The 22,541-nt window shown below is 66.1% G+C and carries 21 protein-coding genes; 16 read left to right on the top strand and 5 right to left on the bottom strand.

Features of this window, described 5'->3' with window-relative positions; all coding sequences use genetic code 11:
• Positions 1–42 precede the first annotated feature (42 nt).
• From LPW26_RS22100 to LPW26_RS22090, 3 genes are all read left to right on the top strand, one after another.
• Positions 43–1,674: an isocitrate lyase gene (locus LPW26_RS22100; protein WP_238737840.1), complete on the top strand. Its 1,632-nt coding sequence runs from the start codon at positions 43–45 to the stop codon at positions 1,672–1,674.
• A 22-nt stretch (positions 1,675–1,696) separates the two neighbouring features.
• Entirely contained in the window at positions 1,697–1,903 is a 207-nt protein-coding gene (locus LPW26_RS22095) for a DUF4170 domain-containing protein (RefSeq protein ID WP_238737839.1), read from the top strand.
• 244 nt (positions 1,904–2,147) lie between these two features.
• Complete coding sequence (locus LPW26_RS22090; protein ID WP_238737838.1) at positions 2,148–2,720, top strand: hypothetical protein; 573 nt, start codon at positions 2,148–2,150, stop codon at positions 2,718–2,720.
• Between the two features lie 135 nt (positions 2,721–2,855).
• Here LPW26_RS22090 and LPW26_RS22085 read toward each other — a convergent pair whose 3' ends face one another.
• Positions 2,856–3,734 (bottom strand): metallophosphoesterase family protein, encoded by an 879-nt coding sequence (locus LPW26_RS22085; protein WP_238737837.1) that lies wholly within the window; start codon positions 3,732–3,734, stop codon positions 2,856–2,858.
• 119 nt (positions 3,735–3,853) lie between these two features.
• Between LPW26_RS22085 and LPW26_RS22080 the strand changes: the two genes are divergently transcribed.
• The 3 genes from LPW26_RS22080 to LPW26_RS22070 all read left to right on the top strand — a co-directional run bounded on the left by LPW26_RS22080 (position 3,854) and on the right by LPW26_RS22070 (position 6,783).
• Complete coding sequence (locus LPW26_RS22080) at positions 3,854–4,342, top strand: NUDIX domain-containing protein (protein WP_238737836.1); 489 nt, start codon at positions 3,854–3,856, stop codon at positions 4,340–4,342.
• Between the two features lie 176 nt (positions 4,343–4,518).
• Positions 4,519–6,192 carry a mechanosensitive ion channel family protein gene (locus LPW26_RS22075; RefSeq protein WP_238737835.1) on the top strand — a complete coding sequence of 558 codons (1,674 nt, stop codon included), beginning with the start codon at positions 4,519–4,521 and terminating at the stop codon, positions 6,190–6,192.
• Positions 6,193–6,264: 72 nt separating this feature from the next.
• On the top strand, positions 6,265–6,783 hold the full coding sequence (locus LPW26_RS22070; RefSeq protein WP_238737834.1) for a GNAT family N-acetyltransferase: 519 nt from the start codon (positions 6,265–6,267) through the stop codon (positions 6,781–6,783).
• 151 nt (positions 6,784–6,934) lie between these two features.
• On the opposite strand, the gene LPW26_RS22065 is transcribed toward LPW26_RS22070, so the two are convergent.
• The 4 genes from LPW26_RS22065 to LPW26_RS22050 form a co-directional block, all read right to left on the bottom strand.
• A complete protein-coding gene (locus LPW26_RS22065; RefSeq protein ID WP_238737833.1) occupies positions 6,935–9,295 on the bottom strand; it encodes a TonB-dependent receptor in 2,361 nt (786 codons plus the stop codon).
• A gap of 121 nt (positions 9,296–9,416) precedes the next feature.
• Positions 9,417–9,857 (bottom strand): hypothetical protein, encoded by a 441-nt coding sequence (locus tag LPW26_RS22060; protein ID WP_238737831.1) that lies wholly within the window; start codon positions 9,855–9,857, stop codon positions 9,417–9,419.
• 180 nt (positions 9,858–10,037) lie between these two features.
• On the bottom strand, positions 10,038–10,574 hold the full coding sequence (locus LPW26_RS22055; protein ID WP_238737830.1) for a DUF3617 domain-containing protein: 537 nt from the start codon (positions 10,572–10,574) through the stop codon (positions 10,038–10,040).
• Positions 10,575–10,588: 14 nt separating this feature from the next.
• Entirely contained in the window at positions 10,589–10,879 is a 291-nt protein-coding gene (locus LPW26_RS22050) for a hypothetical protein (protein WP_238737828.1), read from the bottom strand.
• A gap of 165 nt (positions 10,880–11,044) precedes the next feature.
• Between LPW26_RS22050 and LPW26_RS22045 the strand changes: the two genes are divergently transcribed.
• The 10 genes from LPW26_RS22045 to arfB all read left to right on the top strand — a co-directional run bounded on the left by LPW26_RS22045 (position 11,045) and on the right by arfB (position 22,431).
• A complete protein-coding gene (locus tag LPW26_RS22045; RefSeq protein ID WP_238737826.1) occupies positions 11,045–11,506 on the top strand; it encodes a hypothetical protein in 462 nt (153 codons plus the stop codon).
• Positions 11,507–11,644: 138 nt separating this feature from the next.
• On the top strand, positions 11,645–12,340 hold the full coding sequence (locus LPW26_RS22040) for a ribonuclease T2 (RefSeq protein ID WP_238737824.1): 696 nt from the start codon (positions 11,645–11,647) through the stop codon (positions 12,338–12,340).
• 215 nt (positions 12,341–12,555) lie between these two features.
• Positions 12,556–13,524 carry a bifunctional riboflavin kinase/FAD synthetase gene (locus tag LPW26_RS22035; RefSeq protein WP_238737822.1) on the top strand — a complete coding sequence of 323 codons (969 nt, stop codon included), beginning with the start codon at positions 12,556–12,558 and terminating at the stop codon, positions 13,522–13,524.
• Positions 13,521–14,093, top strand: a complete 573-nt coding sequence (locus tag LPW26_RS22030) for a sugar O-acetyltransferase (RefSeq protein WP_238737820.1) — start codon at positions 13,521–13,523, stop codon at positions 14,091–14,093. The genes LPW26_RS22035 and LPW26_RS22030 overlap by 4 nt, the downstream gene beginning before the upstream one ends.
• Positions 14,094–14,273: 180 nt before the next feature.
• On the top strand, positions 14,274–17,339 hold the full coding sequence (gene ileS, locus LPW26_RS22025; protein WP_238737818.1) for an isoleucine--tRNA ligase: 3,066 nt from the start codon (positions 14,274–14,276) through the stop codon (positions 17,337–17,339).
• 158 nt (positions 17,340–17,497) lie between these two features.
• Positions 17,498–17,992: a signal peptidase II gene (gene lspA / locus LPW26_RS22020; RefSeq protein WP_238737816.1), complete on the top strand. Its 495-nt coding sequence runs from the start codon at positions 17,498–17,500 to the stop codon at positions 17,990–17,992.
• A gap of 90 nt (positions 17,993–18,082) precedes the next feature.
• Complete coding sequence (locus tag LPW26_RS22015; RefSeq protein WP_238737814.1) at positions 18,083–18,811, top strand: hypothetical protein; 729 nt, start codon at positions 18,083–18,085, stop codon at positions 18,809–18,811.
• Between the two features lie 177 nt (positions 18,812–18,988).
• The gene (locus LPW26_RS22010) at positions 18,989–20,371 is read left to right on the top strand and encodes a M16 family metallopeptidase (RefSeq protein WP_238737812.1); all 1,383 of its coding nucleotides are present in this window, start codon (positions 18,989–18,991) and stop codon (positions 20,369–20,371) included.
• Positions 20,368–21,747 carry a M16 family metallopeptidase gene (locus tag LPW26_RS22005; protein WP_238737810.1) on the top strand — a complete coding sequence of 460 codons (1,380 nt, stop codon included), beginning with the start codon at positions 20,368–20,370 and terminating at the stop codon, positions 21,745–21,747. Before LPW26_RS22010 ends, LPW26_RS22005 begins: the two co-directional genes overlap by 4 nt.
• A 267-nt stretch (positions 21,748–22,014) precedes the next feature.
• Positions 22,015–22,431, top strand: coding sequence for an alternative ribosome rescue aminoacyl-tRNA hydrolase ArfB (arfB, locus tag LPW26_RS22000; RefSeq protein WP_238737808.1), 417 nt, complete (start codon positions 22,015–22,017; stop codon positions 22,429–22,431).
• The last annotated feature ends 110 nt before the right edge of the window (positions 22,432–22,541 follow it).

Genomic DNA, 22,541 nt, shown 5'->3' with positions numbered 1-22,541 from the left:
AGACAGTGCGATGCGGTTTTGTCGTCACGAAGGGATCATGTCATGAACTTCCAGCCACGCGGCATCAGCGCCATCCACGCTCCGAGCACCTACCAGAGCGAAATCGAAGCGGCCGAAGCCTTGCTCAAGGACAAGCCGACCTGGAATGGCGTCAAGGCCGAAGCCATCGCCCGCATGCGGCTGCAGAACCGCTTCAAGACCGGTCTCGATATCGCGCGCTACACCGCTGCGCAGATGCGCGCCGACATGGCGGCCTATGACGAGGACAGCACCAAGTACACCCAGTCGCTGGGCTGCTGGCACGGCTTCATCGCGCAGCAGAAGCTGATCTCGGTCAAGAAGCATTTCGGCAAGACCGACCGCACCTACCTGTATCTCTCCGGCTGGATGATCGCGGCGCTGCGTTCCGAGTTCGGCCCGCTGCCCGACCAGTCGATGCACGAGAAGACCTCGGTGCCGGCGCTGATCGAAGAGCTCTACACCTTCCTGCGCCAGGCCGATTCGCGTGAACTCAACGCGATCTTCCGCGAGCTCGACGCCGCCCGCAAGGCCGGCGACAAGGCCAAGGAAACCGCACTGATCGCGCAGATCGACAATTTCCAGACCCACGTCGTGCCGGTGATCGCCGACATCGACGCCGGCTTCGGCAATGCCGAGGCGACCTACCTGCTCGCCAAGAAGATGATCGAAGCCGGCGCCTGCGCGCTGCAGATCGAGAACCAGGTGTCCGACGAGAAGCAGTGCGGCCATCAGGACGGCAAGGTGACGGTGCCGCACGAGGTCTTCCTGGCGAAGATCCGCGCCTGCCGCCACGCCTTCCTCGAACTCGGCGTCGAAGACGGCATCATCGTCACCCGCACCGACTCGCTCGGCGCAGGCCTTACCCAGCAGATCGCCGTCAGCCATCAGCCGGGCGACATCGGCGACCAGTACAACAGCTTCCTGGATTGCGAAGAGGTCGACGCCACCAAGGTCGGCAATGGCGACGTGATCATCAGCCGCGGCGGCAAGCTGCTGCGCCCGAAGCGTCTGCCCAGCAACCTGTATCAGTTCCGCGAAGGCACCGGTGCGGATCGCTGCGTGCTCGACTGCATCACCTCGCTGCAGAACGGCGCCGACCTGCTGTGGATCGAGACCGAAAAGCCGAACATCGAGCAGATCGCCTCGATGGTCGACCGGGTGCGCGAAGTGATCCCGAACGCGAAGCTGGCCTACAACAACTCGCCGTCGTTCAACTGGACGCTCAACTTCCGTTGGCAGGTCTATGACGAGATGAAGAAGGCCGGCAAGGACGTCAGCCAGTACAATCGCGCCGAGTTGATGAAGGCGGAATACGACGATACCCCGCTGGCGAAGGAAGCCGACGAGCTGATCCGCACCTTCCAGGCGGATTCGGCCAAGCGCGCCGGCATCTTCCATCATCTGATCACGTTGCCGACCTACCATACGGCTGCGCTGTCGACCGACAACCTCGCCAAGGAATATTTCGGCGATCAGGGCATGTTGGGTTATGTCAAGAATGTGCAGCGCCAGGAGATTCGTCAGGGCATCGCCTGCGTCAAGCATCAGGACATGGCCGGCTCGAACATCGGCGACGACCACAAGGAATACTTCGCCGGCGAGGCGGCTCTGAAGGCCGGCGGCGCGCACAACACGATGAATCAGTTCGGCTAACGGTAAAAATCAGGAGACAAACATGTCCGGCAGCAATTTCTGGGTGATCGGCGGCGAGTTCGGTTCGATGAACTTCCACAAGCTCGTCGAAGGATCGGCCCAGGTGCAGGGCCCGTTCAAGACACGCAAAGAGGCCGAAGAAGCCTGGAAGGTCGTCTCCGAAGAAAACCGGCACAAGGCGGGCGTGCGGTTCTCCATCGTCGAAGAGCCGAACCGCGCGACGGCCTGAGCCTCTCTACGAGCTAAGAAGACGTCCAAGGACTTTGGCGGTCTCACCGGTGAACCCGGTGGGGCCGCCATCGTCGTTCTGGACGGCCGAGCGGATGCGGCGTCGACCTTCGCGGCGGGTTCCGCTGCCGCAGCGGGCGCCGCTCGCGCCCGGACCGCTTGCCGCAAATCCTTGCAGGATCACGGCCTTTGCGGCGCACATGGTTGCTGATAGGTTAATCCGGTACAGTCGGGCCGGGCATCGGATGGCGGACGCGCAGAACAGGATCACCGAGGCGGAGCAGGCGCGGCCGATGCGGCTGCGCGATGCGCTGCGCCAGGCCCGGATCGAGGCGGCGGACCGCACTGGCGTGGTGGTCGACCTGCGCGACGCCGAGATCGCCCGGCTGGAGATCCTCAACGAGGCGCTCGACCCGCTGTTTTCCGAGATCCCCGATGACGTCGACCTGTTCGACCGCGGCCTCAGCCAGGGCGACACGCCGCGGCTGTGGATCGATGTCGTCGCCCACGTGATGATGGGCCGCGACAAGCGGGTGTATCGGTTCGTCCAGGACACCCGCTACGGCCGCATCGTGCTGGCCGAATCGCATCAGGCGGCCGTGATCGTCGACGCCATCACCAGCTATGTCGCCCGCCGCCTGATCGAGCGCGACCACGCGCTGGCGGCGGCGACGCCGCTGCCCGGACCCGCTGCACCGGCCGCTCCGGTCCTGGAGGACAAGCGCCGCGGCGGCTTCTGGGTGTTCGTGCTCGGCTTCATCGCCGGCGCCCTGGCGCTGTTCGCCATCGCGCTGTTCGCGGCGCTGCGGAGCGTGTGATCGGCGGACGCCTAGTACGTTTCAGCAGAACTCTCCCCGTCATTGCGAGGAGCGAAGCGACGAAGCAATCCAGCCCCGTGCTCGGCGCCTGGATTGCTTCGCTGCGCTCGCAATGACGGCGGCGGAGGAGGCGACCTACAACAGCACCGGGTCGCGCAGCTCCTGCACGGTTTCGGTGCCGGCGAAGCCGCGGCTGCGGTGTTCGCAGCGCCAGCCGGTGCCGGCTTCGCTGATCGTGAAGAAATTGTAGGCGGCCGATGGGCGATGGTGGTCGTTGAACGCGGAGGCGGACGGCACGCCGATTACCGGAATGGGATGTCTCGGCGTGTCGATCCAGATCGTGGCGTGGACGTGGTCGTGGCCGTGCAGCACCAGCTCCACCGGGTAGCGCTGCAGCAGCGCGATCAGCTCCCGCGAATCCGTCAGTCGCTTGAAGCGTGACCGCGATCGCAGCGGATGATGGATCATCAGCACGCGAAACACAGGCTGATCCGACAGACCTGCGAGCAGGATTTCGAGCTTGGCGCGCTGCGCGCTGCCGAGCCGGCCGGTGGCCATGAACGGTGCGGTCGGCACCGCGCTCGAGACGCCGATCAGCGCCACATTGCCGCGCCGGCGCAGATACGGAAAGCCGGCGACGCCGTCGTCGCCGCTGAGATAGGCGGCGAAGTCCTCGCCGAACCGCAGCGCCGTCGATGTAACGTAGGAGTCGTGGTTGCCCGGCACGACGCTGACATGGTCGGGCGGCCCGACGGTTTCGAGCCATTGCCGCGCCGGATCGAATTCGCCGCTGAGCGAAATGTTCAGGAGGTCGCCGGTGAGCGCGATGTGGTCGGGTTGCTGCGCCTGGATGTCGCCGACCAGCGTGTCGAGAATGTCGCGTCGATGAATGGCGTGGCGGTTGCGGGTGTAGTTGAGGTAGCCGAGCGCGCGCTTGCTGGCGAGCTCGCGATAGCGCGGCTTCGGCGGCAGCGGTAGATGCGGGTCGGACAGATGCGCCAGAGTGAAGGTCATTGCTGTTTGCTTCCGCCGCCCCACGGGGCAATCCCGCCTGTCAAAATCGGTTCAGTTTTGGCAAGCTCGGACCCCCGGCGCAAGCGAACCGCGCTGCTCTTCTCTGAGGACCAGATCTCTTGGCGGCCCAGCAGACGTTGCGATTGAAGCTCGAGCCGGCGCTGCGGCGGGTGTTCCATCTGTACTGGCGGTTCGCGCGCGGCATGACGCTGGGCGCCCGCGGGCTCGTTCTCGACGCGCAGAACCAGGTCTTCCTGATCCAGCACTCCTATGTCAGCGGCTGGCATCTGCCCGGCGGCGGCGTCGAGGTCGGCGAGACCTTCGTGGACGCGCTGCGCCGGGAACTGATGGAAGAGGGCCGGATTGAACTCACGGGCGATCCGGAGCTGCACGGCATCTTCCTGAACAGTCATGTGTCGCCGCGGGATCATGTCGCGGTCTATGTGGTGCGGCAGTTCCGCCAGGATCGGCCGCCAGAGCCCAACCGCGAGATCATCGCGTCGGGCTTCTTCGATCCGGCTGAACTCCCGGAGGACACCACGACCGGAACCAGGTTGCGGATCGCCGAAGTGCTCGCGGGCCACCCCGCCCGGCCGACTTGGCGTTGAAGGCCGACTTGGCGGTTGAGGCCGACTTGGCGGTGAAGGACGAATGAGCAGTCGGTGATCCCGATATAGTCGCGGTGATCACATCTAGGGCTCATTTCTCTGGTCAGAACGCCGCATTACCAGTTTTTTCGAAAGGACGAGGTTTGACGGCAACCGTAACGGCCATTGTTCGATCATTGCTGATCGTTTGGGCAATTCTGGCGACCAACGTCGCGTTCGCACAAATTCCGACCCCAGGCGGCAACGGCTCCGATCCGGCCGCGAAGACCGAGAAGGTGGCCGATCCGCTCGGCCGCGATACCCCGGCCGGCATGGTGACAGGCTTTATCAGTGCGGCCGCCGAGCAGAATTACGAAAAGGCCGCGCAATATCTCGATCTCAGTCAGGAGAAGGGCGCCTGGGGCCCCAGCGTCGCGCAGCAGCTGCAGCGCATTCTCGACCAGGGCGGCTATGTGTTCTCCCGGCTGCGGCTGAGTTCGGAACCGGCCGGCGATGTCGATGACGGCTTGCCGCCGGATCAGGATAAATTCGGCGCGGTTCGCACCTCGAGCGGCTCGGTCGACCTGATCGCCCAGCAGGTGACGGACAAGGACGGCAATAAGATCTGGATGGTGTCGTCCCGCACGGTGGCCGAATTGCCGTCGCTGTCACGCACCGTGATTTCGAGTGTGGTCGACCGTCTGCTGCCGTACTCGCTGCGGGACGATTATCGCTTCGCCGGCGTGCCGGCCGGCCATTGGATCGCCGTGCTGGTGCTCGCGGTGGTCTCGTTCCTGCTGGTGTGGGCGATCATCTCGTCGCTGCTGTGGGTGGTGTTCCGCATCCGCAATCGCCAGGACTCGCGGATCCGCCGGGTGCTGAGCGCGTCGGCGTTTCCGATCCGGCTGTTCTTCACTGTCTGGATGCTGCGGGTCACGATGGTGCTGACGGGCGTCTCGATCGTCGCGCGGCAGCACATGTCGAGCGTCACCGAGATCATCGGCTGGATCGCATTGTCCTGGATCATCTGGCGTGTGGTCGATGCGGTGGGTGATTTCACCATCGCGCGGATGACGTTGCGCGGGCGGCTGTCGATGCTGTCGGCCGTCACCTTCGTACGGCGCGCCGTGAAGTTCGCGCTGGTCGCTTTCGCGGTGATCGCGGGTCTCAATGCGCTCGGCTACAACGTCACGGCCGGCCTTGCCGCTCTCGGTATCGGCGGTATCGCCATCGCTCTCGGCGCGCAGAAGACCATCGAACATCTGGTCGGCAGCCTGACGCTGGTCACCGATCAGCCGATGCGGGTCGGCGACTTCTGCAAGTTCGGCGAGACATTGGGGACGATCGAGGACATCGGCATGCGCTCGACGCGGATCCGCACGCTGGATCGCACGTTGATCACGGTGCCGAACGGCAACCTCGCGGCCCTGCCGATCGAGAACTTCAGCCGGCGCGACAAGTTCTGGTATCATCCGACTCTCGATCTCCGTTACGAGACCACGCCCGACCAGTTGCGCACGCTGATGGCGTCGATGCGCGATTTGCTGGTGGAGCACCCCAAGGTCGAAAGCCCCGGCCGGGTGCGGATGGTCGGCTTCGGGCCGAATTCGCTGAAAGTCGAGATCTTTTCCTACATCCATGCCGTAGATATGGATGAGTTTCTCGAGGCTCAGGAAGAGTTGTCGCTGCGCCTGATGGAACTGGTCGAGGAGGCCGGCACCGGCTTCGCGCTGGCGTCGCAGACCCTCTATCTCGCACGCGACCGCGCGCTGTCGATGACGCGCTCGCCGCAACTCGCCCCGCAGGAGCACGAGCCTGGGAGCGGCAATGGCGACGGCCGCCCCCACGAGCGGGCACAAGCCGGCGCCTGACAGCCAGACTTGCGCCAGACCTGCCGCCGGGCGATGGACCGCGCCCGGCGGCAGTGCTATTGCGCGTCCGCCATGACCGATCTCAACCTCACCATCCTGCCCGAAACGCCGAACGACGCCCACGCAATCGAGCGGTTGCACGAGCGTACCTTCGGCCCCGGCCGGTTCGCGCTGTCCGCCTATCGGCTGCGCGAGCATGTCGACCACATCTGCGCGCTGTCGTTCACGGCGCGGATCGGCACGCTTCTCGTCGGCTCGGTCCGCCAACTGCCGATCATGATCGGCGAAACGCCGGCGCTGCTGCTCGGACCGCTGACGGTGGAGCCGCCGTTCCGCTCGCGCGGTGTCGGCCGGCTGCTCCTCGACCGCGCGATTTCGGACGCCCGTGCGCAGGGCCATCGGCTGATCGTGCTGGTCGGCGACGAGCCGTACTACAGCCGCGTCGGCTTCAAGAAGATCCCCAGAGGCGGCGTCACGATGCCCGGCCCGGTCGACCCGGGCCGGCTGCTGGTGCTTGAATTGGTCGACACCGCATTCGACGGCGTGAACGGTCCGATCCGCCCGGACTGGAGCAAGGCACGCAGCGCGTAGCTTTGCCACGCCGTCATTCCGGGGCGCCGCGCAGCGGCGAACCCGGAATCTCGACGTGGGGACGGGGACGTTGCAACAACCTCTGGATTCCGGGTTCGCCCGCAAGTGCGGGCGCCCCGGAATGACGTTGTGTGGCAAGGGCAGCGCTTGCTCAGAACTTCAAATTTGCGAACGCCCGGACGCCGATGCCGGGCATCAGGACGTTGTCCTTGCTGTAGGACACCGAATTGCGGATGTTTTCGTTGAGCAGGTTGTTGCCGACCAGGCCGACAAGCATTTCCTGCGCGCCCCAGACGTTGGGATTGAGCTTGGTGCGGTAACTCACCTCGGCCTTCAGCAGATTGTAGCCGGGCGTCGTGGTTTCGGCGATCTGCTGAACGTCGTTCTGGGCGAAGGCGTGCAGCAGGTTGACCCGCGCGAGCCAGTTGGCATCGCGCCAGAACAGTCCGCCGCCGAGCCGCACCGGCGGGATCCGCGGCACGTTGGTGCCGTCCGCGAAGGTGGCGCGGACGACGTCGACCTGGTTCTCGATGCCCCAGGTGCCGCCGTAGATCTGCGCCACATCGAGCTGGCTCTGGAATTCGCCGCCCCGGAAGGTGGCGTCGCGCTGCGAGTAGATCGCCTGGTTGAGCTCCAGCCCTTCGCCAAGTTGGCAGGCGCCATCCTCGCAGGTGTTACCGGTCAGCCGCCGATAGATGAAGCCGCTGAACTTGGTGTAGTAGGCTGTGATCTCGAAGCGGAACGGTCCCTCGGCGCGGCGCAGGCCCACCTCGATCGACTTGGCTGTCTCGATGCCGAGATTGGGATTGCCGATGTCGAAGGTCTCGGTGGCATCGTGGCCGCCGCGCGAAAACAGCTCGGCCGGCTTGGGCGCGCGCTCGACATACTGGCCGGTGATGCTGGCCGACAGCCCCCACGGCAGCGCCTGGATTAGGCCGAGGCTGAAGCTCTTCGGCGTGAACGACTTGTTCTGCCCCACCGAGGCGCCGATCGTACTCGGATCGGCGCTGAGGTCGAACAATTCGGGTATCGACGACGGCGTGGTCCCCGACAGATTGACGTGCTCGATCCGTCCCGCGACCTGCGCCTTGGTGGTGTTGGTGAACTGCAGCTCGTTGAAGACGTAGCCTGCGACCTTGGTGTTCTTGTTGGGATCGAACAGGCCGTTGAGCGGGCTGCCCGGATCGTCCGGGCTCGGCGCGGTCAGTTCCTGATGGCTCGCCTGGACGCCGACCGCGGTGGTCACCGCCGCGAAGCCGGCGTTGAACGGCGTCAGCTGGACTTCGAGCCGGCCTTCCTGCTCGCGGTTGGTGAAGGTCTGGCGGACGCCGTCGGTGGTCGGATCGCCGGCCGTCGCCTGGCCGACTTCGTTGTGCTTGTAGTCGGTGGCGCCGACCCAGAACCGGATCGCATCGATCGCCGCCGCATCCGGGCGATACTCGCCCTTGGCGTTGAACTTGGTCTGCTTGGCGTCGATCCGCGTGCCGACCTGCGAGCCTTCGACGCCGGGGATGTGATAGAGCGAATTGTTCTGCGTGATCGACGCGCCGATGAAGCCGCCGTCGAACAGATAGGAGCCGCCGATCGAGGCGCCCGCCGCGGTTGCGGCCGAATTCGGCTGGCGGCCATTGAACGGCAGGCCAGGCTGCGCATACGGGTAGCTCGGCACGTTGTAGTCGCTGGCGTTGCGGCCATAGACGTCGGCATGGACCGCGACGTTGTTGCCGGCCGCGTCCAGCAGCACCGCGCCTTCGACGCCGCGGTCGACCGAACTGACCGCAGTGCGGACCTCGGCATTCATGCAGCCCGGCGACCCGCCGATCACGGGTGCCTTGGTCGGCAGGCCATAGCTCTGGAATGGCTGCGCGCAAGGCGGCAGTGCGTCGGGGATGCGATTGTTGGTGGCGCTGACCACGCCGCCGATCGCGGTGGAGCCATAGCGCAGCGTCGCCGGGCCGCGGATCACCTCGACCTGATTGGTGGCGAGCGGATCAATCGGCACGAAATGGTCTTCGCCGAGATCGGAGGCGCCGTTGCTGCCGATGCCGTTCTCGATGATGCTGACGCGGTTGACGTCGAGGCCGCGGATGATCGGCCGGCTGGACGCGCCGGGCGCGTAGCTCGAGCCGGTGATGCCGGGCTTGTTGTTGAGCAGATCGCCGAGCGTGCCGCCGCCGTTGCGGCGGATTTCCTCGTTCGGCACCACCGTGACGGTGGCGAACTGATCGGTGACGATCGGCAGCGTGCCGGGCAGCGGCGCCGCCGGCTGCGCCACCACGGGCGGCGCTTCGACCGGAGCGGGGCCGCGTTGCCGGGCCGGGGCCGCAACCCGGGTGGCTGGACGCGCGGGCGGAGCCGTGTGCCGGCGCACGATCGGGCTCGGCGCAGTCACGGTCACCTCGGGAAGGGGGGTGGCGGCCTGCTGGGCGAACGCGGGGGCCGCCGGCAGGCTGTGGAAGCCGGCGAAAGCCGCGCCTCCGAGCAGGAAGGCGCGTCGAAGGGAGAACGACATGGTGTGACTCTAGTCCTGACTGGCCGGCCGCTACGGGCCGGTCTCTGCGCAAGGCAGATCGAATACGGATGGACTGCGCCTCACCAACCAGGGTGCGGCGCACGACGCGTTTCGAGGAAAGTCAGGACAGAGGCGGCGCGCGAGGCTGAAAGCCGCCGGGCTGCGGGGCGGCCTCGATCGCCGCGAAGGCCGCCAGGTGGTGACGCAGGGCATCGCTGGCCCGCAGCGGTAAGGCCGGCGGCGACGCATCGAGCATCGCATTGGCCATCGCCACCACGGCGCAGATCGCGCAAAGGTCGGCAGCGCCATCGTGGTGGTCGGGAGCGGAGGTGTCGGAGACAGCGGCGGCGACGACCTGCTGGTGCGAGGTCGCCACGGCATCGAAATGGCCGAACGCAGCGGCGAACTGGATCGCCAGCGCGATCAGCGCCAGCCGTGCCCCCAGCCTCAGATTCGCCCGCACCCAGTTCATGCCCACCAGCCCCCGTCGGTCGGCCTGTCCAGCCACGCGACGTAATAGTGTAACATCACGGCTCGCGGTGCGGCTGTCAACGGAGGCCATGACGATGGTTGCCGGGTGTGACTTTTCCGCCAGAGCGGGGGCTCCACCAGCACCGTCATTCCGGGGCGCGCCTCTTGGCGCGAACCCGGAATCTCGATGTGGTGATGGGAGCGTTGCCACAACCTCTGGATTCCGGGTTCGCCCGCAAGGGCGGGCGCCCCGGAATGACGGGGCGCGGCATTACTTCTTCGGCATCAGCGCCTTGAGCTTATCGATGTCGGTGACGTTCATCTTGATGCCGCCGGGCATCACGATGTCGCCCGGCTTCTGCCCGTCCTTGCATGGACCGAGCCATTTGGCGTCGAGCGTCATGTTGGCGCTTTTCGGCACGCCGGGCAGCGGGTTCTCGTTCTGCGACGTGATCTTGACGGAGTAGGCCGAATTGAAGTCGCCGGTGATCTCGGCGTGCGACTTGGTCGTCATGCCGGCGATGTTGCACACCGTGTCGTTGACGTAGCCGGTCGCGGTCTTCTGGATGTCCTGCTTCGAGCAAGACTCGGTGGCCATTGGCTGCACCGCCGACGTCATCTTCTTGTCGGTGGTCTCATCGGTGCAATGCTGCATGGCGATGTCTTCGCCGGCCGAGCCGGGACGCTGCATCTTCAGCTCCCACAGCCCGGGCTTGCGGGTCGGCAGATCGATCGCCTGCGCGGCCGTTGCGGGCACAGCAATCAACAGCGGTAGCAGCCAGAAACGCATCGTCGCGGCGCGGCTCATGGCGGTAGCCCCGTTCAGTAGCCGACGCGCAGCGGCCGCTCGGTCGAGCCATACGGCACCCAGCGGCAGGAGAACGAGATGTAGCCGCCGTAATTGGCCTGCGCGCCGAGCAGTTTCACCACTTTGCCGTAGCGGGCGCAGTGCTCGATCGCCATGGTCCGGACGTCGGCGACGCCGACCAGATTGTAGGAGATGATCCCGCCGGTATCGTTGCCTTTGAAGGCCGGCACTGTGTCGGCGCGGGCGGCGGTGCCGGACAGCATGGCACACAGAACAGCAAGGCCGGCAGCCTTCAGCATACGCATCGGAATCTCCTTCATGACTTCGGCGAGTCTAGTGCCTTGCGACCGCAATGGAAAGAACGCGCGGCCGGTTGCGCTGTGGGATCTGCGGAGGTGTGGCTGCGCTGCACTTGACCCCGGCATGGCTTCGCGGCACCGTCCGCGCCAATAACGATCGGTGAATCATCCATGCGCGCTGCTCCTTTCCTGAAATCGTCCGCGGCCGGCTTCGCGGCCCTGCTGGGTGTGCTCGCGCTGGCGCCGGCTGCGCAGGCCGCGAACCCGCTCGAGAAGAACTTCTGGCTGTCGGGGCCGCGCTATGACGGCAATCTGCCGGAGTGTGAAGCCGGGCTGCCGTCGATCACGCATCAGTTCGCCGAGAAGGAAGGCACCTTCTGGAATTCAGCGCTGCGCATCACCGGCTACGCGCGGATCCAGGAAGTCGCGTTCCGGCCTTGGCAGAGCGACAACATTCCGCGCCGTTACTGCACCGGCGATGCGCTGCTGAATGACGGCAAAGTCCACCGGCTGCACTACTCGATCATCGAAGACGGCGGCCTCGCCGGCTTCGCCGACGGCGTCGAGTTCTGCATCGTCGGCCTCGATCGCAACTGGGCGTTCAATCCGGCCTGCAAGGCGGCCCGGCCGTAAGCTGCACTCAGCCGAAGTGCCCGTCTGGACGGCCGCGAAATTTGCGGGATGCGTCCGTGATGGTTTGCACTATTTGCGTTCTTGAAACGTTCCGAAGTGATCGCTAGGCTCGTCGATCATCGGGGCGGGGCTTTCATCATGCTTGGTTTCCACCATCGCTGGCGATCCATGATCGCCGCTGTCGCGGCTTGCGCGGCCGCTCTCGTCGCCACTGCGGCGGCCGCCCAAGACACGCGGCAGAACGCGCCGGGCGAGTTCGATTTCTATGTGCTGGCGCTGTCGTGGTCGCCGTCCTATTGCGAGCAGGCGTCCGAGCGCGGCAACAGAGGGCGCTCGCAGCAGATCCAGTGCGGCGGCCGGCCGTTTTCCTTCGTGGTGCACGGGCTGTGGCCGCAATACGAGCGCGGCTTCCCGGAATATTGCCAGCGGCCGTCGCCGCGGCTCGACCGGCGCATCATGAATTCGATGCTCGACCTGATGCCGGCGCCCGGGCTGATCTACAACGAGTGGGACAAGCACGGCACCTGCGCCGGCATTTCCGCGCGCGACTATTTCGAGAACATCCGCAAGGCACGCGCCGCAGTCCGGGTTCCGCCGGACTTCATCGACGCCAAGGAGCCGCGCACGGTGACGCCGGCCGAGGTCGAGGACGCCTTCGTCAAGGCCAATCCGGGGTTGAGCGCGGCCGCGATCGCGGTGATCTGCGACCGCACCCGGCTGACCGAGGTGCGGATCTGCATGAGCAAGGACCTGCAGTTCCGCGCCTGCGAGGAGATCGACCGCCGCGCCTGCCGCCGCGAGCGGCTGGAAGTGCCGCCGGTCCGCGGCGGCTGAGCAGCCGGCGCTGTTTTCGGATGGAGTCTGCTTCGTCATGCCCGGGACGAGCCCGGACGAGCCCGGCCATGACGAAAAATCTTGCCAATACATCGTTCTAACGGATTGTGGGGAAGCGGCGCAGCGGTGTTTGGGAAGGGTCTACCTTGACTTCCCATACCTCTCGGCGTCACCGTCATTTTCCCACCTTTGAAGCGATGAATTGAAATCCGAAAATGACTGGCTTTGTCGTGATCCGCGATGACACCCCCGCGTCCGCCATCCCGAAAGGCGCGGTGGTGGCGATGGGCAATTTCGACGGCGTGCATCGCGGCCACCGCGCCGTGATCGGGGCATGCCTGGACATGGCGCGGATCCGCAAGGCGCCGGCATTCGCGGTCACGTTCGAGCCGCACCCGCGCAAATTCTTCGCGCCCGACGCGCCGCAGTTCCGGCTCACCGATGAGCGCGGCAAGCTGCGGCTGCTCGCCGGTGCCGGCCTCGACGGCGCCGTGGTGCTGCGCTTCGACGCCAAGCGCGCCGCCACCACGGCGCATGATTTCATCCAGCACGAGCTGATCGACCGGCTCGGCGTTCAGGGCATCGCGGTCGGCTACGACTTCCACTTCGGCAAGGGCCGCGGCGGCTCGCCCTCGATGCTGGTCGGCGAGGCGCCGGCGCTGGGCATCGAAGTCGATGTCCAGCCGCATGTCGATTTCGGCGATCACCCGGTGTCGTCGAGTGCGATCCGCAAGGCGCTGGCGGAGGGGCACATCGCCGCCGCCACCGAAATGCTCGGCGCGCCGTGGTTCGTCACCGGCGAGGTGATCCACGGCGAGAAGCGCGGCCGCGAGCTCGGCTATCCGACCGCCAATATCCGGCTCGACCCGCAATGCAGCCTGAAGCACGGCATCTACGCGGTGCGGATTGCCCGCGGCGGCAAGCATTACGATGGCGTGGCCAATTTCGGCCGCCGCCCGACCTTCGACAACGGCGCGCCGCTGCTCGAGACGTTCCTGTTCGATTTCAAAGGCTCGCTTTACGGCGAAGAGCTCGACATCGCCTTCATTGCCTTCATCCGCGACGAGGAGAAGTTCGAGAGCATCGAGGCGCTGGTCCGCCAGATGGACGACGACAGCGCCCGCGCCAGGGCGGCGCTGGCCGCCGACCACGGCGCGTTTCCGAAGCTCGGCGAGGTGACATGACCAAGACCGAGAAGGAGAAGATGCTGGCGGGCGAGCTGTATCGCCCCGGCAGCCCCGAGCTCGCCGCCGACGAGGCCACCAACAAGGCGTGGATCGCCCGCTACAATGTCTCCGGCGCGCAGCCGGCGGCGGAGCGGCACGTGCTGCTGTCCGAGCATCTCGGCCGTGTCGGCAAGGGCGCGGTGGTGCGTCCGCCGTTCTTCTGCGACTGCGGCTACAACATCACGCTGGGCGAGGGCGTCTTCCTCAATTTCAACTGCGTGATTCTCGACATCATGCCGGTGACGATCGGCGATCGCACCCAGATCGGGCCCGCGGTGCAGATCTACGCCGCCGACCACCCGCGCGACGCCGCCACCCGCCGCGACGGCTTGGAATTCGGCCGCCCGGTGACGATCGGCAGTGACGTCTGGATCGGCGGCGGTGCGATCATCCTGCCCGGCATCACCATCGGTGATGGCGCCGTGATCGGTGCGGGCAGCGTCGTCACCCGAGACGTTCCGACGGGCGCGATCGTCGGCGGCAACCCAGCCAAGCTGCTCGGGAAGGGCGGCCCGACGCAAGGATGACCGCCGCGGGGCTTTGCGATCCTGCGACCGCCTGCTAATGAATGCCGCATGTCACCGCGGCGCGCCATCATCAGCATTATCGGCCCGGCTTCCGCCTGAGCTTTTGAGTTCGGCGCAAGACCGGGACCGTCTTACTTCATCGCGATCGATCGCGTCAGCGCCTCTTGACCCAGAGCTTCCATGTCCGACAAGCCCGCCAAGACCGACGCCGCCCAGAGCGGCAATGATTATTCCAAGACGCTCTTCCTGCCGCAGACGGAGTTTCCGATGCGCGCCGGGCTGCCGCAGCGCGAGCCGGAGATGCTCAAGCGCTGGGAGGAGATGAACCTCTACGGCAAGCTGCGCGACAGCGCCAAGGGCCGCGCCAAATTCGTGCTGCACGACGGCCCGCCCTATGCCAACGGCCACATCCATATCGGCCACGCGCTGAACAAGATCCTCAAGGACGTCGTGACCAAGAGCCAGCAGATGCTCGGCCACGACTCCAACTACGTGCCGGGCTGGGACTGCCACGGCCTTCCGATCGAATGGAAGATCGAGGAAGAGAACTATCGCTCCAAGGGCAAGCCGAAGCCGAACTTCAAGGATTCGACCGCGATGGTGGCGTTCCGCAAGGAATGCCGCGCTTACGCGCAAAAGTGGCTCGACGTGCAGCGCGAGGAATTCAAGCGGCTCGGCGTGATCGGCGATTGGGACCATCCCTACGCCACGATGAACTACGCAGCCGAAGCGCAGATCGCCCGCGAACTGATGAAGTTCGCCGCCAACGGCACGCTGTATCGCGGCTCCAAGCCGGTGATGTGGAGCGTGGTCGAAAAGACCGCGCTCGCCGAAGCCGAGGTCGAGTACGAGGACTACACCAGCGATACGGTGTGGGTGAAGTTTCCAGCCATCCACGTGGTCGGCGACGGCGCTGCGTGGCCGTCAGAAGACATCGGCGCAGCGAACGGTCTGGCGTCGGAAAATGCTTCGGTGCTGATCTGGACGACGACTCCCTGGACGCTGCCGGGCAACCGCGCGATCAGTTTCTCGTCAAAAATCGAATACGGTCTCTACAAGGTCACCGATGCGCCCGCCGACAATTGGGCCAAGACCGGCGACGTCTATATTCTTGCCGATGCGCTGGCCGAGAGCGTATTCAAGCAGGCGCGCGTCGTTGCGTATGAAAGAGTATCGACAGTCGAAGCCCGCGTGCTGAAGGCGATGCAGTGCGCGCATCCGCTGCGTGGGTTCGCCGGCGGCTACGAATTCACCGTGCCGCTGCTAGACGGCGACCACGTCACCGACGACACCGGCACCGGCTTCGTGCACACCGCGCCCGGCCACGGCCGCGAGGACTTCGACATCTGGATGTCCAATGCCCGCGCGCTGGAAGCGTGCGGCATTGCGTCGACGATTCCCTACACCGTCGACGAGAACGGCGCGCTGACCGATCACGCACCGGGCTTTGTCGGCAAGCGGGTGATCAACGACAAGGGCGAGAAGGGCGACGCCAACGAGGCGGTGATCCAGGCACTGATCGGGGCCTGGATGCTGGTGGCGCGCGGCAAGCTGAAGCATCAGTATCCGCATTCGTGGCGCTCGAAGAAGCCGGTGATCTTCCGCAACACGCCGCAATGGTTCATCGCGATGGACAAGGACATCGTCGATGACGGTGTGGCGAAACCCGGCGACACGCTGCGCGCCCGCGCGCTGCAGGCGATCTCCGTCACCCAATGGGTGCCGCCGGCCGGCCAGAACCGCATCAACGGCATGATCTCCGGCCGTCCCGACTGGGTGATCTCGCGGCAGCGCGCCTGGGGCGTGCCGATCGCGGTGTTCATCAAGGACAGAGGCGACGGCTCGGTCGACATCCTGCAGGACGAGATCGTCAATCAGCGCATCGCCGAAGCCTTCATGCAGGAAGGCGCCGACGCCTGGTACGCCGAAGGTGCCGCCGAGCGCTTCCTCGGCGATCGCACCGCCGAGGGCTGGCAGAAGGTCGACGACATTCTCGACGTCTGGTTCGATTCAGGTTCGACCCACGCCTTCGTGCTCGAAGATGCGCAGAATTTCCCCGGCCTCGCCGGCATCCGTCGCAAGGTCGACGGCGGCGCCGACACCGTGATGTATCTCGAAGGCAGCGATCAGCATCGCGGCTGGTTTCATTCGTCGCTGCTGGAGAGCTGCGGCACCCGCGGCCGCGCGCCCTATGATGTCGTGCTGACGCACGGCTTCACGCTCGACGAGCAGGGCCGCAAGATGTCGAAGTCGCTCGGCAACACTACCGATCCGGCCAAGGTGATCGCATCCTCGGGGGCCGACATCCTGCGGCTGTGGGTGTGCGCCACCGACTACGCGGACGATCAGCGCATCGGCCCCGAGATCCTCAAGAACGTGGTCGAGACTTATCGCAAGCTGCGCAACTCGATCCGCTGGATGCTCGGCACGCTGCATCATTTCAAGCGTGACGAGGCGGTGGCGATCGAGGATATGCCGGAGCTGGAGCGGCTGATGCTGCATCAGCTCGCCGAACAGAGCGCCGTCGTGCGCGCCGCCTATGCGGAGTTCGACTACAAGACCGTGGTGTCGTCGCTCGCCGCGTTCATGAACACCGAGCTGTCGGCATTCTACTTCGATATCCGCAAGGACACGCTGTATTGCGATCCGCCGTCGTCGCTGGCGCGCAAGTCGGCGCTGACCACGATCGACATCATCTGCGACGCCATCCTGAAATGGCTGGCGCCGGTGCTGTCGTTCACCGCGGACGAAGCGTGGACGATGGTTCGTCCCGATGCCGAGCCGAGCGTGCACCTGACGCTGTTCCCGCTCGATCTCGGATCGTATCGCGACGATGCGCTCGCCAAGAAGTGGACGCTGATCCGCGCGGTGCGCCGCGTCGTCACCGGCGCGCTGGAAGTCGAGCGCGCGGCGAAGCGGATCGGCTCGTCGCTCGAAGCCTCGCCGATGATCTATCTGCCCGAGCAGTTCATGGGCGACATCTTCGACGTCGATTGGGCCGAGATCTGCATCACCTCGAACGCGATGGTCGAGATCCTGCGCGGCAACGACACGCCGCCGGCGGATGCGTTCCGGCTGCCGGAGCTTGCCGATGTCGCCGTCGTGGTCGACCGCGCGCAGGGCACCAAATGCGCCCGCTCGTGGAAGATCCTGTCCAGCGTCGGCAGCGACCCCGACTACCCCGACGTCTCCCCCCGCGACGCCCAGGCGCTGCGCGAGTGGAAGGCGCTGGGCGCTCCGGTCTAAAGCTCTCGTCGTCCCCGCGCAGGCGGGGACCCATAACCCCTGGCGCCTGCGTTCGAGGCAATGCCTATGACTGATGCCTCGCTTCAACCGATCCGACACGGCGTATGGGTCCCCGCCTGCGCGGGGACGACGGCTCGCCACGGGGCGGGCGCCTCGCCATGACCCCGCTCCGTCTCGGCATCCTGGCCGCCGCATTCGCGCTGGTGCTCGATCAGGCGAGCAAGCTCTGGCTGCTGTTCGGCTTCGATCTCGCCCGCAAGGGGCTGGTCAGCATCACGCCGTTCTTCGATCTGGTGCTGGCCTGGAATACCGGTATTTCCTACGGCTGGTTCTCCGATCAGGGGCCGCTCGGGCAGACCATCATGCTGGCCTTCAAGGCGGTGGCGATCGTGGTGCTGGCGATCTGGATGTCGCGCTCCACCACCCGGCTTGCGACGATCGGTCTCGGGCTGATCATCGGCGGCGCGATCGGCAATGCGATCGATAGGCTGGCCTATGGGGCGGTGGTCGATTTCGCCCTGTTTCACGTCCAGATCGCAGGAAAAATCTATAGCTGGTACGTGTTTAACCTTGCCGACGCGGCGATCGTTGTCGGCGTCGCGGCGCTGCTGTATGACTCCTTCTTCGGGGCACCCGCCGCAAAAGCGCCCTGATCCCGGACGATACGGGCACCGCGGCCAAAACCGCGCCGGCGACCTGTCGCGGCCGGCGATCGATCGCAAGACGTGAACAGGATCAACGCCATGCGCCAGACCATGCACACCCTCTCGATTTCGCACGCCGCGCCGGCGTCTTGGCTGCGTGCGGCCCGTCTGGCTGCGGTTGCGCTGGGCGTCGGAATGGTTCTGACCGCAGGCGTCGCGCGCGCGCAGGAAGCCGCCGAAGACGACGACCGGAGCTTCGAAGATAAGTTGATCGGCGGCCTGATGAGGGGCATCGGCGCCACCAACATGGAAAATTCCGGCATCAATTATCGCGAGCGCTCGCCGCTGGTGGTGCCGCGCAGTCTCGATCTGCCGCCGCCGGAAGCGTCCGCTCAGCAGGTCAACGCGCCGAACTGGCCGAAAGACCCGGATGTGCAGGCCCGCAAGGAAGCACGCGCCGCTTCGCGCAAGAGCAAGCCGACGCCGCAGGAATCCGCGCGTCCGCTGATGCCGTCGGAACTGGCCGCGGTCCGTACCGATTCGTCCAACAAGGCCAATGGCGATGTGACTCAGCCCGGCAACCAGGTGAACAACCCGATGCTGAGCCCGTCGCAGCTCGGCTTCAACGGCAGCTTGTCCAGCCTGTTCGGCGGCAGCAACAAGGCCGAGACCGCGCCGTTCACTGGCGAGCCGACCCGCGAGTCGCTGACCCAGCCGCCGGTCGGCTATCAGACCCCGTCGTCTAATTTTGCCTACGGCACGGGCCCGAAAGAAGCGCTCGGCAACAAGCGCATCGACGTGATGACGGGCAAAGAAGTCAGCAATTGATCCGGGGACGGGCGCTTAGCACAGAGCTCGCCATCTCCCGCCGGATGCGGCCACGCCGCCTCGCGTTCGACCTCTCCCATCTCGATATCTGCCAAGGTGCGCCCTGTCGGGCGCGCCGCCGCGCTTGGCTGCCTGCCGGCCCGATCCGACCTCTCCCACCGGGATGATCGCCTGACCATGACCGCATTCGCTTCTCCGCTGCGCGCCGCCTTCGCCGTCCTCGCCACGCTGTGCCTCGCCGGCGCCGCCAGTGCCCAGACCGTGACGGCCAACCCGCCCGCGACCTTCACGCTTCCCAACGGCCTCGCCGTCGTGGTGATCCCGGATCATCGCACGCCGGTGGTAACGCAGATGATCTGGTACAAGGTCGGCTCGGCCGACGAGACGCCCGGCAAATCGGGGCTGGCGCACTTCCTCGAACATCTGATGTTCAAGGGGACGTCGAAGCATCCGGTCGGCGAGTTCTCGCAGACGGTGCTGAAGATCGGCGGCAACGAGAACGCCTTCACCTCATACGACTACACCGGCTACTATCAGCGCGTGCCGCGCGACCAGCTCGAGCGGATGATGGAGTTCGAGGCCGATCGCATGACCGGCCTGGTGCTGAAGGACGAGAACGTGCTGCCCGAGCGCGACGTCGTGCTCGAGGAATACAACATGCGGGTCGCCAACAATCCCGACGCGCGGCTGACCGAACAGATCATGGCGGCGCTGTATCTCAACCATCCGTATGGCCGCCCGGTGATCGGCTGGCATCAGGAAATCCAGAAGCTCGATCGCGACGATGCGCTCGCCTTCTATCGCCGCTTCTATGCACCGAACAATGCGACGCTGGTGATCGCCGGCGACGTCGAGGCCGATCAGATCCGCCCGGCGATCGAGCGCATCTACGGCGCGATCCCGCCGCAGCCGTCGATCGCGCTGCAGCGGATGCGGCCGCAGGAGCCGACGCCGGCCGGCCCGCGCACCGTGACGCTGGCCGATCCGCGGGTCGAGCAGCCGAGCGTGCGGCGCTATTATCTGGTGCCCTCGGCCCACACCGCCGCCAAGGGCGAAAGCACCGCGCTGGAAGTGCTGGCGCAACTGATGGGCGGCGGCAGCAATTCGTATCTGTATCGCGCGCTGGTGATCGACCGGCAACTCGCGATCAGTGTCGGCACCAACTATCAGGGTACGGCGCTCGACGACAGCCAGTTCGTCGTCGCGGCGACGCCGAAGCCGGGCGTGGAGTTCTCGGAGATCGAGAAGGCGGTCGACAACGTCATCGCCGATATCGTCCGCAATCCGATCCGCTCCGAAGATCTCGAACGGGTCAAGACGCAGCTGATCGCCGAGGCGATCTACGCGCAGGACAATCAGGCGACGCTGGCGCGCTGGTACGGCGCCGCGGTTACATCGGGACTGACCGTGCAGGACATCCAGACCTGGCCGGACCGGATCCGCGCCGTCACCGCCGAACAGGTTCGCGCCGTCGCCCAGCAGTTCCTCGACCGCAATCGTTCGGTGACGGGCTATCTGGTCAAAGGCACGCTGCCGAAGCCCGAGGAGAAGCGCTCGTGAGCATCGCCGTTCGTTTCATCAAGCGCGTCGCGCTCGCCGCGACTGTCACGCTCGCCGCCGCGTCTCCGACCCTCGCCGCGGCGAAGATCCAGAATCTCGTCACGCCCGGCGGCATCCATGCCTGGTTCGTCCAGGATGCCACGGTGCCTTTGATTTCGATGGAGTACTCGTTCGACGGCGGCGCCAGTCAGGACCCGGCCGACAAGCCCGGCGTCGGCCACATGGTGGCGAACCTGCTCGATGAAGGCTCGGGCGACATGGATTCGGCGACCTTCCATGAGCGGATGGATCGCCGCGCCATCCAGCTGTCCTACAGCGTCACCCGCGATTACTTCCGCGGCTCGCTGCGGATGCTGAAGGAGAACCGCGACGAGGCGTTCGGCCTGCTGCACACCTCGCTCACCGCGGCGCGGTTCGAAGCCAAGGACGTCGAGCGCATCCGCGCGCAACTGATCTCGACGCTGCGCCGCCAGTCGCTCGATCCGAACACGATGGCGAGCCGCAAGTTTCTGCAGGTCGCGTTCGGTGACCACCCCTACGGTCGGCCCTCGACCGGCACGCTCGAAAGCCTGCCCAAGGTCAATGTCGACGACATGAAGTCCTATGTGGGCAAGGTGCTGGCGAAGGACACGCTGAAGATCGCGGTGGTCGGCGATGTCGACGCCGATACGCTGGCGAAGCTCCTCGACGCGACGTTCGGAAGCCTGCCGGCGAAGGCGCAGCTCGCGCCGGTGCCCGACGTCGTCGCCACCAAGCCGCCGCAGCGCAGCTTCGTGCCGCTCGACGTGCCGCAGACCGTGGTGATGTTCGGAGGCCCGGGCTTCAAGCGCGCCGATCCGGACTTCATGGCCGGCTATGTCGTCAACCACATCCTCGGTGGCGGCTCGCTGTCGTCGCGGCTGTATCGCGAGGTGCGCGAGAAGCGCGGGCTGGCCTATTCGATCTACGAGTCGATGGTGTGGATGGAGCACTCGGCGCTGTTCACCGGCGCCACCGGCACCCGCGCCGATCGCGCCACGCAGAGCATCGAGGCGATCGAAGCCGAGGTGAAGCGGATGGCCGAAGAGGGGCCGACCCAGCAGGAGCTCGACGAGGCGAAGTCGTATCTCAACGGCTCGCAGATGCTGTCGCTCGACACCTCGGCGAAGCTCGCGCAGGCGATGCTGCAGTATCAGAACGACGGCCTCCCGATCGACTACATCGACAACCGCAGCGCGGTGATCAACGCCGTGACGATGGACGATGCCAAGCGCGCCGCCAAGCGGCTGTGGTCCGACGGCCTCCTCACCGTCGTGGTCGGCCGCACCCCGCAGGCGGCCGCCGATCCGAACGCCGTGAAACCGGCGGGCACCCCGCCGCCGGCAAGGGCGAATTAGCGGCCGGCTCACCTCCACCCCGAGCACGGCGTAACCTCTCCCCGCGCGCGGGGAGAGGTCGTCCGGGCGCAGCCGGGCGGGTGAGGGGGCGCCTCCACACAGCCGAGCGGCTGCGACTCGCGGAGAGAGCCCCTCACCCCAGCCCTCTCCCCGCAAGAGCGGGGCGAGGGAGCGTGCTGCGGCGCGGGGCGAGTGCCTCGATGAGCAAATATGCTAGACAGTCGGCGCGCCGTGCGGTCCGCGCGGCATCAACCGTATTGGTGCCCCATGCTGCGGATCAGCCGCAATCTTGCGATCGACGAGGACGATATCGAGATCAGCTTCGTGCGCGCGTCCGGGCCGGGCGGGCAGAACGTCAACAAGCTGTCGACCGCCGCCCAGCTCCGCTTCGACACCAGCAAGATCGCGCTGCCGGAAGACGCCGCGCTGCGGCTGATCAATCTCGCCGGCCAGCGCATGACCAAGGAAGGCGTGATCGTGATCCACGCCCAGCGCTTCCGCACCCAGGAGCGCAACAAGGCGGACGCGATCGACCGCCTGCTCGAATTGCTGCGCGAAGCCATGGTCCGCCCGGTCCCACGCCGCGCCACCCGCCCGACGCTGGGCTCCAAGAAGCGCCGCCTCGAAGGCAAGAAGCGCCGCGGCGATATCAAGGCCGGGCGGAGCGGTCGGTTTGATGATTGAGTCCCCACGGACACGTCAATCGCATTTGGACGATTGGGGTGCCGCAAGGATCACCCTCCCCTGGAGGGGGAGGGTCGCTCGCGTAGCGAGCGGGGTGGGGTGGCGAAGAG

Source organism: Rhodopseudomonas infernalis, assembly GCF_022271405.1.
GTDB classification, from domain to species: domain Bacteria; phylum Pseudomonadota; class Alphaproteobacteria; order Rhizobiales; family Xanthobacteraceae; genus Rhodopseudomonas; species Rhodopseudomonas infernalis.
This window is presented reverse-complemented; position numbering and strand designations above follow the sequence as displayed.

What these genes read in the sequence shown, in the direction of transcription:
- LPW26_RS22035 (WP_238737822.1), top strand. Translation starts at nt 12,556, where the DNA reads ATGACTGGCTTTGTCGTGATCCGCGATGACACCCCCGCGTCCGCCATC.
- LPW26_RS22100 (WP_238737840.1), top strand. Translation starts at nt 43, where the DNA reads ATGAACTTCCAGCCACGCGGCATCAGCGCCATCCACGCTCCGAGCACC.
- LPW26_RS22090 (WP_238737838.1), top strand. Translation starts at nt 2,148, where the DNA reads ATGGCGGACGCGCAGAACAGGATCACCGAGGCGGAGCAGGCGCGGCCG.
- LPW26_RS22045 (WP_238737826.1), top strand. Translation starts at nt 11,045, where the DNA reads ATGCGCGCTGCTCCTTTCCTGAAATCGTCCGCGGCCGGCTTCGCGGCC.
- lspA (WP_238737816.1), top strand. Translation starts at nt 17,498, where the DNA reads ATGACCCCGCTCCGTCTCGGCATCCTGGCCGCCGCATTCGCGCTGGTG.
- arfB (WP_238737808.1), top strand. Translation starts at nt 22,015, where the DNA reads ATGCTGCGGATCAGCCGCAATCTTGCGATCGACGAGGACGATATCGAG.
- LPW26_RS22050 (WP_238737828.1), bottom strand. Translation starts at nt 10,879, where the DNA reads ATGCGTATGCTGAAGGCTGCCGGCCTTGCTGTTCTGTGTGCCATGCTG.
- LPW26_RS22040 (WP_238737824.1), top strand. Translation starts at nt 11,645, where the DNA reads ATGCTTGGTTTCCACCATCGCTGGCGATCCATGATCGCCGCTGTCGCG.
- LPW26_RS22065 (WP_238737833.1), bottom strand. Translation starts at nt 9,295, where the DNA reads ATGTCGTTCTCCCTTCGACGCGCCTTCCTGCTCGGAGGCGCGGCTTTC.
- LPW26_RS22030 (WP_238737820.1), top strand. Translation starts at nt 13,521, where the DNA reads ATGACCAAGACCGAGAAGGAGAAGATGCTGGCGGGCGAGCTGTATCGC.
- LPW26_RS22055 (WP_238737830.1), bottom strand. Translation starts at nt 10,574, where the DNA reads ATGAGCCGCGCCGCGACGATGCGTTTCTGGCTGCTACCGCTGTTGATT.
- LPW26_RS22095 (WP_238737839.1), top strand. Translation starts at nt 1,697, where the DNA reads ATGTCCGGCAGCAATTTCTGGGTGATCGGCGGCGAGTTCGGTTCGATG.
- LPW26_RS22015 (WP_238737814.1), top strand. Translation starts at nt 18,083, where the DNA reads ATGCGCCAGACCATGCACACCCTCTCGATTTCGCACGCCGCGCCGGCG.
- LPW26_RS22060 (WP_238737831.1), bottom strand. Translation starts at nt 9,857, where the DNA reads ATGGCCTCCGTTGACAGCCGCACCGCGAGCCGTGATGTTACACTATTA.
- LPW26_RS22085 (WP_238737837.1), bottom strand. Translation starts at nt 3,734, where the DNA reads ATGACCTTCACTCTGGCGCATCTGTCCGACCCGCATCTACCGCTGCCG.
- LPW26_RS22070 (WP_238737834.1), top strand. Translation starts at nt 6,265, where the DNA reads ATGACCGATCTCAACCTCACCATCCTGCCCGAAACGCCGAACGACGCC.
- LPW26_RS22010 (WP_238737812.1), top strand. Translation starts at nt 18,989, where the DNA reads ATGACCGCATTCGCTTCTCCGCTGCGCGCCGCCTTCGCCGTCCTCGCC.
- ileS (WP_238737818.1), top strand. Translation starts at nt 14,274, where the DNA reads ATGTCCGACAAGCCCGCCAAGACCGACGCCGCCCAGAGCGGCAATGAT.